Below are 14,600 nucleotides of genomic sequence, written 5' to 3'. Positions count from 1 at the left end.
GCTAAGCTATATCACTAAACACGGAAAGGTACTGATTTACATTGACACAGAAAAAATGGTTTCAAGGCTTAGTCGCCGCGGTTCTGACTTTCACACTTATTCTCTTAATTGCGAAAGTCAATTTTATTTTTCAGCCGCTATTTACTTACATAAGCGCAATTGCATTTCCTATGATCGCAGCTGGCCTGCTTTTTTACATTACAAAGCCGCTCGTGCTCCTGCTAGAGAAAATCCGCTTCCCTAAGTGGGTGGCCATCCTGACAATATTCCTGCTGCTCATTGGTTTGGGTTATCTTGTCTACGAATATGCAGGCTCGATTGTTCAGAATCAATACCAGTCACTTGTAAACAACATTCCCGCCATTACGAACCAACTTACAGAACTAGTTGATTATTGGCAGAACAACCACTCTTCTTTGCCAGATGAAGTGGATAACTCGATTCAGAACTATGCCAGTGATTTGCAATCCAAATTACAGGATATTCCCGGTTATCTGATTGGCTTTATTTCTAGCCTGGTGAGCTTCTTGTTCACCCTGGTTCTTGTACCCTTTTTCTTATTCTTTATGCTTAAAGATGGGGATAAATTGATTCCATTTGTAACAAAATTCTTTGATAAGAAAAAAGGAGCAAGTGTAAAGAAACTGTTAGAAGAAATCAATCACACGCTGGCATCATTCATTCAAGGCCAGCTAATTGTTAGTTTATGTGTAGGCACCATGCTCTTCATTGGCTATTGGATTATTGGCTTAGAGTATGCGTTGACACTCGCCGTTATCGGTCTCGTGTTCAATGTCATTCCGTTTCTCGGGCCTTATTTAGCAGCTGTACCAGCGATTCTGGTCGCTTTCTTCCAAGAACCAAAACTGGCAATTCTAGCAGCTATTGTTATGCTGATTGCGCAGCAAATTGAAGGAAACTTAATTTCTCCAAATGTCATGGGTAAAGCGCTTAGCATTCATCCATTAACTGTCATCACACTTATATTAGCTGCAGGAAGTGTCGCCGGCTTCCTCGGTCTGTTGTTTGTTATTCCTTTTTACGCCGTTTGCAAGACGATTATTACTCACTTCTATAATGAATGGGTCAATTCTAGAATGAATAAAGAATCTGCTCAGGCAGAATAGGAGGACACCACATGCCAACGCAGCCTCCTTTATGGACGAAGGCTTTCATTTTCCTCTTACTTGGCAATCTGTTCACTTTTATGAGTTTTCAAATGCTGCTGCCAAATTTGCCGCCTTATATTGCTTCCATCGGCGGCAGCAGTTTACAGGTCGGGCTGGTAACCACAACATTTTCCATTGCAGCCATCTTGATTCGCCCTTTTATTGGGCATGTCTTACTAACGAAGAAACGGAAGATGCTGATTTTAATCGGCTCCTTCCTGCTCCTCGTTTGTACAATTCTTTATCCTTTCACTCAAATTGTCACACTTCTGTTAATCTTTCGCTTTCTGCATGGCGCAGCCTGGGGATGGAGTACTACAACCAATGGAACCGCTGCTGTCGACTTGATACCAAGAAAACGAGTCGGTGAAGGAATGGGGTACTTTGGCCTTTCCATCACGATTGGAATGATTATAGCGCCAAGTATCGGTATTTACCTATATCAAAATTACAGCTTCCGCACGCTTATTACTGTATCTATCTTGCTTGGCATTGTTGCTTTTCTGTTTTTGGCGCTTACCCGATACGCAGAACCTGATACTCTAGCCCGCAACCAAGCGCAGCCGCCAGCATTTTCTTTCTTTCATTCTCTCATTGAGAAGAAAAGCGCTTATCCTGTACTCATCACATTCTTCACATCTTTCGGGTACGGTTCTATCGTTACGTATCTTGTCTTATTCGGAGAAGAACAGCAGCTTACCGGAACATTCCTCTTTTATTTGACTAATGCATTATGTGCGACAATCAGCAGACCGTTTACAGGACGCTTATTCGACGCAAAAGGTCCTTGGCTGTTGATCATGGGTTGTGCCATCGTTGCCTTTATCGCAATGTGGATTCTTAGTATGGCAACAGCCAATTGGTACTTCATTTTATCCGGAGCTTTATTTGGAATTGGCTATGGGTCAATGATTCCCGCCCTGCAGGCTTGGACGATTTCAAAGACGGATGTGGAAAGAAGCGGTATTGCAAATGGCATGTACTATTCATCTATTGATTTTGGCATTGGATTAAGCGCTGTTATTCTCGGTATCTTTCATCAGTATGTTTCGACAGCTACTTTGTTCCAACTGTCGAGTTTCCTGTTTTTAATGGTATTCCTGTTTACGCTGCTGGATTACCTCGCCAAACGGCGCAGGGATAAGCAGAAACTTCATGTAAAAAAAACATAAATATTATGCTGTAACTTTCTATAAGTATTAATAAAAGGGTATCTGGTATTATCGTCCTTTTTTCTGCATACTTTGGGCTTTCATTTGTATTTATTTATAAAAGCATGTAGTATAGGGATAATATTTTCAACATTGATTCAATTCCAGTTAACAATGTTGATGCTCAAGTTTTTCATTAACCCGTATCAGTACGAAAGCAGTTTGCAACAAATTCTTCGGGAAATTGGAATACAATGCAGGCATGATAACTGGTTCTGACTGGATGGGCTAATGAAAGTCAGTTTAGGCTATTTTATACTTATAAGGAGGATCTATTTATGCAGACAACAAATGTTTTGGAGCTGAAGAAGCAGTATGAACAAACACATTTTGAGCTGTTGAAATTGTTGAACGAACAAGCAAGCTTGAGGCAGCAGCTGAAGGATCTTCCCGAGAGTGAGCGCAGCGAAACAGAAAAACTGCTGCTTGCAGAACTGAAAGCACAGAATGAATCTGGCATGCTTGGAGATGCTGCGATGGACGCTATCTTTAAGGCAGTTATGCAGGCAAAAACCAAAGATGAAGAAGAGGCAAGCAAGCGGCCAATGCTCGTTTCCCGCGCTTATAAGAATGAAGACACCGTTATTGATTTGAAAGGTGAAAAAATCGGAACTGGTAAAGCCAGCTTTGTTTTCGGCCCTTGTTCTGTCGAAAGCTACGACCAGGTAGCCACTGTAGCAGAATCCTTAAAAAATAAAGGACTGAAATTGCTTCGCGGCGGGGCCTTCAAGCCACGTACATCTCCATACGACTTCCAAGGATTAGGCGTGGATGGCTTGGAGATTCTAAAGCGTGCAGCAAATGAATACGACCTGGCCGTTATTAGTGAAATTGTAACGCCGCATGATATCGAAAAAGCACTTGATTACGTCGATGTCATTCAAATCGGTGCTCGCAACGCCCAAAACTTTGAATTGCTGAAAGAAGCGGGTCGTACGAACAAACCAGTTCTGCTCAAACGCGCATTATCCGGAACAATTGCAGAATTTATCGCTGCTGCTGAATATGTAAATTCAGAAGGAAACGGACAGATTATCCTTTGCGAACGCGGTATCCGCACATATGAGACAGCAACACGCAATACGCTTGACATCTCTGCTGTTCCGATTCTGAAGCAAGAGACACATCTTCCTGTCATGGTCGATGTCACGCACTCTACTGGCAGAAAAGACATCATGCTGCCTTGTGCAAAAGCAGCTTTAGCTGTTGGAGCAGACGGTGTCATGGCAGAAGTACATCCGAATCCAGCTGCTGCGCTATCTGATGCAGGACAGCAAATGGATCTTCCAACATTCGACACATTCTATAATGAGCTTGCCAGCTTCCAAGGCAAGATTTAAAACAGCAGGGACCGTCACCAATTTGGGACGGTCCTTGTTTATTTAAAATCGATTGCGCAGCTTTCTGCCACCCGCTTATATCCGATTCTTTGATAGAGCTTATTCGGACCATCATTCTCGGCATCAGTAAACAAACAGCAGAAACGCTTTCCATCTTGGAGCAATTTAGCTGACAATTGTCCGACTAGTGCTTGTGCGTACCCTTTCTGCCGATATTTTCGAGGTGTATAGACCGCATTGATCACACTACCATTCCTGCTTTCTCTGGAACATCCAGCCATGCTGACAGTTTGGCCATCTACCGTCCACATGTACATCTTCTGCTGTGAAATCAGTCTGCCAATTATCCTATCTGCTCGCTCTTCTATTCCCTTTTCACCCAATTCTTTACCAAATTGTAAGAGCCAATCACGCAACAGGCTGAAGTCAGCAGGACGTGCTGCTTGTATTTTTCCTTTTGCATTTCCTGTATCCTTTACATATTCCAGCTGATAAATAAACTGGTTCATATGCAGCTCTGTCTGTTTCCCGCTCAGCTGCTGCCAAGCACGTGCAAATTGTTTGGCTTGTACGATTGGACCAATGACACCCGGAAGATCTGGCGATAAAGTTTGAACAAATTGCGCCAGCCGCTCTGCATCGGTTTCTTGCCACAACCATCCGTGCGAAAGAATGAGACGCTCGCCCTTCGTATGCAGAAAAACTGTCCTAATTTCTCCATCTTGTTCTCCATATCCAAAAGATGCTCCCATATCCTCCCCATCTCCTATTCTGCTCAAAAGCCCTAGCAGTAAATTGTTTTCTGCCTCGTGCTGTACGAACTGAGATTCGACTGCTGCTAACAGGCGACTTGCATCGTGTTCTTGAATAAAACGCATTGTCTCCCCTCCCGCTTGACGCATTGGATTATTATTCCTATTGTTAGTGTAGAGGTGATCATATGAACAAACATGATTTGGAAGCAAGATTAGCCGAACTAAAAATGACATACAGCAGTGTTTCAGCAGATGCTGATAAGCTGTCTGCAAGCGGAGCCGGTGCATCACATATGGAAAAGCAGTTAGAGCAGATGGAAAAGGAGATCAAAACCCTTCGGCAGCAGCTGCGAAGCTTGGAATAATTCCCAATTTGACGGATATACTACAATACATGCAAAGGTTTTGGATTGTTATTAGAAAAAGCGTATAATCTATATTATAGATACGCATTTTTTGCGTTTATTAAAGGGAGAGATTTTAAACATGAATAGTCCGGATGATCCTGGGAGTCCAGTTATACTCCAGCTTGTATTGATTGGTATCTTAACTGCACTGAATGCATTTTTTGCAGCAGCAGAAATTGCTCTGGTATCACTGAATAAAAACCGCATCTCACAGCAAGCGGATAATGGCGACAAAAAAGCAGCAATGCTAGAGAAACTAATCGCGGATCCAAGCAAGTTCATTGCGACGATTCAGGTTGGTATTACACTGGCAGGGTTCTTCTCCAGTGCCTCTGCCGCTACTGGTCTGGCCGATCGGTTTGCTGGGGTGCTGGGAGATATACCTTATGCACAGCAAATCAGTGTTGTAGTCATTACAATATTGCTGTCATATGTGACACTTGTATTTGGTGAGTTGTTCCCTAAAAGGGTTGCCCTTCAAAACGCGGAGAAGATAGCTCGATTCTCTGTTACACCGATACTATTTATTAGCAGGCTCGCAATGCCGTTCGTGAAATTCCTATCCTTTTCCACGAATATGCTCGTTAAAATAACACGAGTAGGAAACAATGCGGAAGCTGAGAAAGTCTCCCGTGAAGAGATTAAGCTTCTAGCGCAGACGGGTCAGGAAGAAGGAATTTTGAATGCGGATGAATTTGGAATGATTAAAGGTGTATTTGACCTTGACGATAAAATCGCCCGTGAAATTATGACTCCGCGCACAGATACATTTACACTCAGCATTGATACCCCGCCGGATGAATTAGCGGATATTCTGCTTGAACAAAAGTACTCCAGGATACCAGTCTATCAGACAGACAGCGATACGATCGTTGGTATACTGAACATTAAGGATTATTTCAAAGCAGTCCGGGAGCATGGATTTGACGGTGTCCGGCTTGAATCGATATTACGGGAAGCACATTTTGTTCCTGAGACGAAGTACATTGATGATCTGCTGAAGGAATTGCAGCAAACTCATAATCACCTGGCAATCTTAATCGACGAGTACGGCGGCTTCTCCGGAATTGTTACAATGGAAGATATGATTGAAGAGATTGTCGGAGATATTGATGATGAGTATGATGAGATTGAAGGCGAGTTAACACGTATTGATGAAAATACGTATTTAGCGAATGGCTCGCTTCAGATTGATGAATTTAACGATTTCTTCGATACAGATATCGATGTGCCAAACTTTGATACGATTGCAGGTTTCATACTCGACCGTGTCGGATCAATTCCAGATGAGGATGCAGATACAGTAGTAGAATATGAAAATATGCTCTTCACCGTCGAATCTGTCCGCGACAATCGCTTGGAGAAAATTAAAATAGAACTAAAGCGCCCGACAACAGAGGCGACTGTATAATACACGAAACTGCCTGTTCCATTTGGGCAGTTTTTTAATTTTCCAACTAAAAAGCGGACTCGTCTGTAATCATGTTATGCTATACATAACGAGGAATGAAGAAAGGATTTTGAACGTGGAAGCTACAGCCCAGCAAATATTAAAAGATTATTATGGCTATGACACCTTTCGGACCGGACAAGCAGATGTAATTGAATATGTTATGCAGCATCATAATACGTTAGCAATTATGCCAACCGGCGGAGGTAAATCAATCTGCTATCAAGTGCCGGCTTTATTAAACCAAGGGACTGCTTTAATTATCTCCCCCCTTATTTCCTTGATGAAGGATCAAGTTGACGCGCTGACAGCCATGAATATACCCGCTGCTTATGTTAACAGCACGCTAGAAGCTGCCGAAATGGAATGGACGATGCAGCAAGCGGAACACGGCGCATTTACGTTTCTTTATGTAGCGCCGGAGCGTTTGGAAAATCCGCGCTTTCTGCAAACGATACGCCACCTCTCGATCAGCTTGGTTGCATTCGATGAAGCCCATTGTATTTCGCAGTGGGGGCATGATTTTCGGCCAAGCTACCGCTCTGCGGTTTCTATTCTAGATAAGCTGCCAGAGAGGCCTCCGGTTATGGCCCTCACTGCAACAGCAACACCCCAAGTTGCAGACGATATTAAAAGACTTCTGCAAATCGATGAGGATCACACTGTGCGTACCGGGTTCGCGCGAGAGAATCTGCGTTTTCAAGTAGTAAAAGGAGCAGATAAAGAACGATATATCTTTGATTTCATTCAGAAACGAAAGCACGAAACGGGTATTATTTATGCGCCAACTAGAAAACTGGTTGATCGGCTTTTTCAATTTCTCAACCGCCAAGGTGTAAAGACTGCTAAATACCACGCCGGTATGAGTGAAGCCGATCGTCAGGCAGCACAATCCTCCTTCATTCAAGATGAAGTAAGTGTTATGGTAGCAACAAACGCATTTGGAATGGGCATTGATAAAAGTAACGTGCGCTATGTGCTGCACTATGCGCTGCCGATGAACATGGAAGCTTATTATCAAGAAGCCGGCCGTGCCGGCCGTGATGGTGAGCCAAGTGATTGTGTGCTTCTCTTCTCTGGCCAAGACGTTCATTTGCTGAAGTTCTTAATTGAGAATTCAGCTTCCGATACGCAAGCCGAATATCAGAAGCTCCAGCAAATGATGAATTACTGTCATACACAGTCCTGCCTGCAAACATATATGCTGAATTACTTTAAAGACCCTCATATTCCAGAGGATTGCGGCCGCTGCAGCAACTGCCTGAATGAGTTTGAGAAAACAGATATGACGAAGGAAGCACAGATGGTTCTATCTTGTGTGAAACGTATGAACGAGCGCTTTGGTGCCGTGCTCGTAGCTAAAGTGTTAAAAGGATCGAAAGACAAACGCATCAAACAGTTTGGTCTCGAAACCCTTTCTACGTATGGGATTATGAAAAACCGCACCGAAAAGGACATTACCCAATTCATTCATTATCTTTCAGCTGAAATGATTCTTGCTCCGACGGATGATAAGTATCCGGTATTAACTCTAACAGATGAGGCGGTACGCATTCTGAAAGGTGAAAAGAAAGTGATGATGCAGATCGTCAAAGCTACGGATACTGCGGAAGCAGATTACGATGAGACACTGTTCGAGGAACTGCGGCAATTGCGCAAGGAGCTCGCTCTAGCAGAAGGTCTGCCGCCATACGTCATTTTCTCGGATGCCGCACTAAAGGAGCTATGCCGGTTTGTACCGCATAGTGAGCAGGAAATGCTGGAGATTAAGGGGATTGGAGAGAGACGGATGGAACAGTATGGCGAGCAATTCCTCCAGGTACTTGTTCAATACGAACAATCACAGACAGTTCCAGTACAAACGAAAAAGCCTTTGCTGCAAGAAAAGCAAGATACACCAAGTCATTTGATCAGCTATGAGGCATTTGAACGAGGAAGCTCTTTGGATGATATTGCAAAAGACAGAGATCTGACTCCGCTGACAGTGAGCAATCATTTATTTAAAGCATATGCTGACGGAAAAGCACTTGATTTAGAGCAGTTCTTTTCAGAAGAACAAGAGACAGCAGTATTGGATGTGCTGAAGCAGCATGACGAACTTCCCAGGCTGCGGGAAATCAAGGAACAAATGGACGTGCCTTGTGACTACCATGCTATTCGCGCTGTGCTGGTGCATAACGGCATATTAGAATAAGAAAAAGGATTACTGGCTGCAAAGCCGTAATCCTTTTTTTAGTTAATCAAATTTGATTGCCCAGCTTCCGTTACGGAAAACAGGTTCAGATGATCCATCTGCGAAAATACCATCAATTGCGAGGTCAGCTGATCCAATCATAAAGTCCGTATGCGTTAAGCTGTCATTAACGCCATGCTTATCTAATTCTTCTTCATTCATGGATGAACCGCCTTCCAATGTTGTTGGATAGGCTTTTCCTAAAGCAATGTGACAGGAAGCATTTTCATCATACAATGTGTTGTAGAAAATCAGACCGGATTGGGAAATGGGTGATTCATGCGGCACCAACGCCACCTCACCAAGATGCAAAGCACCCTCATCAGTTTCCAGCAAGTGCTTCAGTGTTTCTTCGCCTGTTTCTGCTTTATAGTCAACAACTTTGCCATCTTTAAAAGTAAGCGTAAAGTTATCAATTGTATTGCCATCGTATATCAGTGGTTTCTTACTTGTAACTGTTCCTTCTACTTCATATTTATGTGGCATTGTGAACACTTCTTCTGTCGGCATATTTGGATTGAATTCCGTACCGCCTTCTGTTGTCGAAGAGCCGCCTTTCCATATATGACCTTCTGGCAAGCCGATTGTTAAATCCGTGCCTTCAGATTGGAAATGAAGCTTTTTGTAGCGCTTTTCGTTTAGTACATCACGAGCGTGATGCAGCGTTGCATTATGTTCTTTCCATGCTTGCACAGGATCATCCTGATCGACACGGACAATCTTAAAGATAGAATCCCACAGAAGCTGTGTTGCTTCTTCTGCAGATTTCCCCGGGAAGATTTTCTGTGCCCAGGCATCTGTTGGAATTGTAATGATTGTCCATGGAATAATGTCATTCATCGTGTATTTGCGAAGGTGCTGCAATGCTTGTGCTGTTGCTCTCGTTGCCTGTGCCACCTTATTGCCATCAACCTCTTTTAGAAGATCCGGATCAGTGGAACGAATTTGCAGCAAGGCAGCTCCTTTTTTCATGTAATAAGCGCGCTGCTCAATTATCCAATCCGGAATATCTGTCAATTCTTCTTCTGATTGATGTATATACTTCAAGAGCGTCAATGTATCATCTGTCCAGTTGATATGTACATCACTGGCACCTAGTTCGTAAGCGCGTTTTGCGATCATACGGACAAAATCCGCCCCGCTGATTGGCGCCATGATGAACAGCGGCTGGTCTTTTTGAATATTAACGCCTGTACGCAAGGCGACATCAGCATATTTTTCTAACATTTCTTTCGCTGGCATTGGAATCAATCCTTCCCGTTACTAAATTCAGACTATTCTTCCATTCTAGTAAAGTATGAGCAATATGGCACGAAATATGCCTTAATGCTTCTGGCTTTCAATTTCTTCCACAACGAGAGATAATGCTTCCCATCGCTCCATTTTCTTCTCTAACTGCTGCTCCAGCTCCTGCTGTTCTGTAAACAGCTGTTGAACGCGCTCGCTGTCGCTGCCTGCTTCTGTTATCCCTGTCGCGCAAGCTTCTATCCGTTCTTCCAGCTCGGCGATTTCATCTTCAATCGTATTCCACTCTTGCTGTTCCTTATACGACAGTTTTTGCTTTTTCTTTTCTTTGCGTTCAGGTGCGGGTGCTGCTTTTTGCTGCTGCACTTTCGGCTGCTGCAACATCTTTTCTCTATGCTCACTGTAATTGCCGTAAAATGTGGAAACAGCTCCTGCTCCTTCAAAGACAATAAGCTGATCTACAACACGATCTAAAAAGTATCGGTCGTGGGAAACAGTGATAACAACGCCAGGATAACCATCCAAGTAATCCTCAAGAATGCCCAATGTCTCTGTGTCTAAGTCATTGGTCGGCTCATCAAGAAAGAGAACGTTTGGCTCTTCCATCAGAACACGAAGCAAGTACAATCGTTTTCGCTCTCCGCCGGAAAGCCGATGAATATACGTATATTGATGGCTTCGCGGGAAGAGAAATTGCTCGAGCATCTGCTCTGCCGTTATAACATCTCCATCTGCAGTAGTTATAACCTCTGCAACTTCCTTAATATAGTCAATGATACGGAGCTGCTGGTCCATATCTTGCTGGAGCTGTGTATAATACCCAAGCTTAACCGTTTCTCCAGTTTCAACCTCTCCTGCTGTTGGCAGGATTCTGCCGGCAAGTGTATTCAATAGTGATGTTTTCCCGCTCCCATTTGGCCCGATGATACCAATTCGATCACCTGGTTTGAATAGAAAATCAAAATGACTGAATAAAGGTTTTTCACCAAATTGAACCGTCAAATCTTTTGCTTCTAATACTCTCTTACCCAACCGCGCAGCCCCAACCTGAAGATTCAGTTCATTATCTTGGGTCTGAAACTTGGTCTCCTTCATCTCTTCCACACGCTGAATTCTTGCTTTTTGTTTCGTCGTCCGCGCTTTAGCACCACGGCGAAGCCAAGCAAGCTCTCGGCGCAGCGTGTTTTGATGTTTCTCCTGATCGAGTAGGGTTTGCGCTTTCCGCTCCGCTTTTTTCGTCAAGTATGTCTCATAGTTTCCATCGTACCGATACAGACTTCCCAGCTCCAGCTCGAATATATGACTGGTAATTCTATTCAAGAAATAACGATCGTGCGTGACTAACAAAAGGGCTCCAGGGTAGTTAGGCAAATAACTTTCGAGCCATTCTATTGTTTCATTATCCAGATGGTTGGTCGGCTCATCCAGAAGTAATAAGTCAGCTGGCTGTATGAGTGCTTTCGCTAACGCTACTCGTTTTCGCTGTCCGCCAGACAGTGTATCGACAGAGCTGCTATAATAATCGACGCCCAGTTTGGTCAGTATCGTCTTCGCCTGCGTGCTTGCATCCCAGGCGTCTTCTGCATCCATCTTTGCTTGCAGCTGGAATAACCGGTTCTGCGTCTTCGTGTCTTCCGGATTTTTCTCCAATGCAGCGATGGCCTCTTCGTATGTACGAATCGTCTCCAGAATAGGGCTGGTACCACTAAATACCTCTTCTAATACTGTCTTTCCTGCTGTAAGTTCAGGTTCCTGCGCTAAATAAGCCATCTGGAACGTTTTGCTATGGTCAATATCCCCGCTATCAGCACCTTCTATACCAGCTAATACTTTTAGCAGCGTCGACTTTCCGGTTCCGTTTACCCCGACAAGTCCGATTCGTTCACGACTTTCTATATGAAAAGCAATACGGTCAAAAAGCTGCTTGTCTCCATACGTCTTTGTCAGGTTCTCCACACTAAAAATTCGCATACAATCTCTCTCCTTCCCGAACAGAGAAAAGCCGCCCGTTTCAGGCGGCTTTTCCTTATCCAGACCTGCTTATTGCTGTGGCATGGACTTTCTGGCACCGTGATTGACAGGGCCAACATATTCATTCAGTTTGAAGCCTCCGCGAATCGCTTCTGTAATGAACGTTTTCGATTCATATATAGCTTCTTTCACACTGCTGCCATTGGCAAGTAATGCACAGATTGCCGCAGAACTTGTACAGCCTGCACCGTGTGTATACGTTGTATCAACATTTTCATTTTCGAGGATTTCGAACGTTTCTCCATCATAAAGCACGTCAATTGCTTTATCTGTTTCCAGCTTGCTGCCGCCTTTAACGAGCACATACTTTGCACCGAGCTCATGAATTTTCTTTGCTGCTTCTTTCATTTCTTCTACCGAGTGAATCAACGGCATTTGCGCAAGCTTAGCAGCTTCAAATAAATTAGGCGTAATCACTGTTGCAAGCGGAACCAGCTTTTCACGTAAACTCACGGTATTTTCAGGCTGCAGTTCTTCATCTGCACCTTTACATACCATTACCGGATCAATAACGACATTCGGAATATTATTTTCTTTGATCATAGCTGCAGCCAATTCTATGATTTCAGGAGAACCGAGCATTCCAGTCTTCACTGCATCAACACCTGCACCTACTACAATTGTATTCAACTGCTCTTTGACTGTATTTACATCAACCGGAAATACATTATGGTGCCAATTATTATAAGGGTCCATCGCAACGATTGTCGTTACAGCTGACATACCGTATACGCCGAATTCCTGCATTGTTTTTAGGTCTGCTTGAATACCCGCTCCGCCCGAGGAATCTGACCCTGCGATTGTTAAAGCTTTTTTCATATGTTGCAACCCCTTTGCATCTGCTGTCAATTTTAATAGCTGATTGTATTATACTCCTATTCCTTCCTGTCTATCAACCAACGCGAATGCGCGTAAGCAGAAAGGGTTAACTTTCTAAACGTTCGGCTTTATTGTTGATTTTTCGCGAAATACGTCTCCTTTTACTGGAAAACTATGTTGATTTTGTAATACAATAAATCTAGTTGTTTTTTCCTATTTTTCTTATTGGAGGTGTGCCTGTGGAAGAACATAGATTGGAAGAGTCATATTTAAATACTAGTTCCGCACTCCATCGTCGGCACTATGGCCAGTATTTTACCCCGGATGCAATTGCAGACATGATGAAAAAGTGGGTGCTTCACAATTTGGGAGGCGAGCGTTTGCTCGATCCAGCCGTCGGTCTTGGAAAATTAATAAAGAATATACCAAGCACCTATAAAATTGATGCATATGAAGAGGATTCAGTCATCCTGGACGCAAATCGTAATTTCTTCACTTCACAATCAGCCGTCGAGCTGCATGAACGGGATTTTCTTTCAGAAGGATGGGATACAAAGTATGATGGTATCCTTTGCAACCCGCCGTACATCCCGTTTCGTAATGAAGATGAGAGAGAAATCTACTTAAATCTATTCCGACAGCGAATGGACATTACACTTTCTACATATACGAATTTTTACGGTTTATTCCTGCTGAAGGCATTGCACCAATTAAACGAGAACGGACGGGCTGCCTTTATCGTTCCTTCCGACTTCTTAAATGCCAGATATGGCACAAAGATAAAAGAATACCTTCTCTTAGACCGCAGCTTGTCGATGATTATTAACACTGATATTCAAATGGGATGGTTTAAGGGTGCAGCAACAACAAGCTCTCTGCTTTTATTCGACAAATCGAGAAAGACAGATACAATTGAATTTATCCGTTCGCAGTCCGATAGTGAGTTGGAGCAGGCTGCCGCTTATATAACGTCCAGCCGGGAAAAACCGATTGGAATTGTAAGACGGCTTCAAGATCTTAATCCTGCTAGTAAGTGGCGTCTGCATTTTTATCAAGAAAATCAAAAACGTTTTACGAATGTACAGCCGCTCAACCATTTTGCTGCTGCAAAACACGGCATCAAGACCGGATCGAATCAATATTTCTGTTTTAATAACAGCAAAGTGAAGCAATGGCAAATTGGGCAGCAGCACTTCCTGCCTGCACTTTCGAAGTCAAGTCAGCTGAAGGATTTTTTCTTCACTTACATTGATTACAAGCGTCTTGTGCGGAAAGATGAGCAAATGCTTTTGCTCCATGTTGATGATACGCAAGAGCAGGACCATGCAGTGATGCAGTATTTAGCGGACGGGAAAGCTCATCGAGTTGACCAGCGCCATACAATCCGTTCCAGAATACCTTGGTATCGATTCCCTGTTTTAGATCCCGCACCAATTTTAGTAAGTGTGTTTAACCGGAAGAGCATACAGATTGTCCGAAATAAAACAAATGTACGTCATCTCGACCAGCTGATCGGTATTTACTTTTATGAAGAGTACGAACAAGATATTGATCTTTTTATGGCTTACTTCCTCAGTGACAGAGCGCAAGAGCTGATGGCTAATCCGCATAAAGAATACGGGAAAGATCTGAAGAAATTAGAAGCAAAAGATGTGAATACATCACTTGTACTGGATGTCCAGGCATTAACTGAAGAACAAAAGCAAGAAATTCTGGACATCTACGGACGACTTGAATATTTGATCATCCATGATGGAGATAACCGCGAGAAGACGCATCATCTTCAAATGCTGAATGATGTATTCAATGCATTGATTCGACCTTGTGAGGATGAAAATGGGGTTAGTTATAACATTACGGGAGAAGCTTAATCCATTAATCCGACAGGCCTCACACCATTACTCACTCCATTACAGAGAATACATTGACAGAGGTGCGCA

The 14,600-nt window shown here is 43.3% G+C and carries 11 protein-coding genes; 7 read left to right on the top strand and 4 right to left on the bottom strand.

Annotation, left to right across the window (positions count from 1 at the left end; translation table 11 throughout):
• The first annotated feature begins 41 nt into the window (after positions 1–41).
• From CRO17_RS02955 to CRO17_RS02945, 3 genes are all read left to right on the top strand, one after another.
• Positions 42–1,127: an AI-2E family transporter gene (locus CRO17_RS02955; protein ID WP_097039094.1), complete on the top strand. Its 1,086-nt coding sequence runs from the start codon at positions 42–44 to the stop codon at positions 1,125–1,127.
• Between the two features lie 11 nt (positions 1,128–1,138).
• A complete protein-coding gene (locus tag CRO17_RS02950; RefSeq protein WP_097039092.1) occupies positions 1,139–2,341 on the top strand; it encodes an MFS transporter in 1,203 nt (400 codons plus the stop codon).
• 317 nt (positions 2,342–2,658) lie between these two features.
• On the top strand, positions 2,659–3,720 hold the full coding sequence (locus CRO17_RS02945; RefSeq protein ID WP_097039090.1) for a bifunctional 3-deoxy-7-phosphoheptulonate synthase/chorismate mutase: 1,062 nt from the start codon (positions 2,659–2,661) through the stop codon (positions 3,718–3,720).
• 38 nt (positions 3,721–3,758) lie between these two features.
• Here the strand turns inward: CRO17_RS02945 and CRO17_RS02940 are convergent, their stop codons facing one another.
• The gene (locus CRO17_RS02940) at positions 3,759–4,598 is read right to left on the bottom strand and encodes a GNAT family N-acetyltransferase (RefSeq protein WP_179636791.1); all 840 of its coding nucleotides are present in this window, start codon (positions 4,596–4,598) and stop codon (positions 3,759–3,761) included.
• A 62-nt stretch (positions 4,599–4,660) separates the two neighbouring features.
• Between CRO17_RS02940 and CRO17_RS17415 the strand changes: the two genes are divergently transcribed.
• The 3 genes from CRO17_RS17415 to recQ all read left to right on the top strand — a co-directional run bounded on the left by CRO17_RS17415 (position 4,661) and on the right by recQ (position 8,526).
• Entirely contained in the window at positions 4,661–4,840 is a 180-nt protein-coding gene (locus CRO17_RS17415) for an SE1832 family protein (RefSeq protein ID WP_179636789.1), read from the top strand.
• A gap of 121 nt (positions 4,841–4,961) precedes the next feature.
• The gene (locus CRO17_RS02935) at positions 4,962–6,293 is read left to right on the top strand and encodes a hemolysin family protein (protein ID WP_097039086.1); all 1,332 of its coding nucleotides are present in this window, start codon (positions 4,962–4,964) and stop codon (positions 6,291–6,293) included.
• A gap of 115 nt (positions 6,294–6,408) precedes the next feature.
• Positions 6,409–8,526, top strand: coding sequence for a DNA helicase RecQ (gene recQ / locus CRO17_RS02930; RefSeq protein WP_097039084.1), 2,118 nt, complete (start codon positions 6,409–6,411; stop codon positions 8,524–8,526).
• Between the two features lie 42 nt (positions 8,527–8,568).
• Here recQ and CRO17_RS02925 read toward each other — a convergent pair whose 3' ends face one another.
• From CRO17_RS02925 to pdxK, 3 genes are all read right to left on the bottom strand, one after another.
• The gene (locus CRO17_RS02925; protein WP_097039082.1) at positions 8,569–9,807 is read right to left on the bottom strand and encodes an aminopeptidase; all 1,239 of its coding nucleotides are present in this window, start codon (positions 9,805–9,807) and stop codon (positions 8,569–8,571) included.
• A gap of 81 nt (positions 9,808–9,888) precedes the next feature.
• Positions 9,889–11,781: an ABC-F family ATP-binding cassette domain-containing protein gene (locus tag CRO17_RS02920; protein ID WP_097039080.1), complete on the bottom strand. Its 1,893-nt coding sequence runs from the start codon at positions 11,779–11,781 to the stop codon at positions 9,889–9,891.
• A gap of 69 nt (positions 11,782–11,850) precedes the next feature.
• The gene (gene pdxK / locus CRO17_RS02915) at positions 11,851–12,660 is read right to left on the bottom strand and encodes a pyridoxine/pyridoxal/pyridoxamine kinase (RefSeq protein ID WP_097039078.1); all 810 of its coding nucleotides are present in this window, start codon (positions 12,658–12,660) and stop codon (positions 11,851–11,853) included.
• 239 nt (positions 12,661–12,899) lie between these two features.
• Between pdxK and CRO17_RS02910 the strand changes: the two genes are divergently transcribed.
• Complete coding sequence (locus CRO17_RS02910) at positions 12,900–14,531, top strand: HsdM family class I SAM-dependent methyltransferase (RefSeq protein ID WP_179636785.1); 1,632 nt, start codon at positions 12,900–12,902, stop codon at positions 14,529–14,531.
• Positions 14,532–14,600 lie beyond the last annotated feature (69 nt).

Source organism: Terribacillus aidingensis (assembly GCF_900215625.1).
GTDB lineage: Bacteria > Bacillota > Bacilli > Bacillales > Amphibacillaceae > Terribacillus > Terribacillus aidingensis.
Note: the sequence above shows the minus strand (reverse complement) of the source record. Positions and strands in the feature narration are given on the sequence as shown.

Coding starts and splice junctions, on each gene's coding strand:
- CRO17_RS02935 (WP_097039086.1), top strand. CDS start 4,962: ATGAATAGTCCGGATGATCCTGGGAGTCCAGTTATACTCCAGCTTGTA.
- CRO17_RS17415 (WP_179636789.1), top strand. CDS start 4,661: ATGAACAAACATGATTTGGAAGCAAGATTAGCCGAACTAAAAATGACA.
- CRO17_RS02950 (WP_097039092.1), top strand. CDS start 1,139: ATGCCAACGCAGCCTCCTTTATGGACGAAGGCTTTCATTTTCCTCTTA.
- CRO17_RS02940 (WP_179636791.1), bottom strand. CDS start 4,598: ATGCGTTTTATTCAAGAACACGATGCAAGTCGCCTGTTAGCAGCAGTC.
- CRO17_RS02945 (WP_097039090.1), top strand. CDS start 2,659: ATGCAGACAACAAATGTTTTGGAGCTGAAGAAGCAGTATGAACAAACA.
- pdxK (WP_097039078.1), bottom strand. CDS start 12,660: ATGAAAAAAGCTTTAACAATCGCAGGGTCAGATTCCTCGGGCGGAGCG.
- CRO17_RS02920 (WP_097039080.1), bottom strand. CDS start 11,781: ATGCGAATTTTTAGTGTGGAGAACCTGACAAAGACGTATGGAGACAAG.
- CRO17_RS02925 (WP_097039082.1), bottom strand. CDS start 9,807: ATGCCAGCGAAAGAAATGTTAGAAAAATATGCTGATGTCGCCTTGCGT.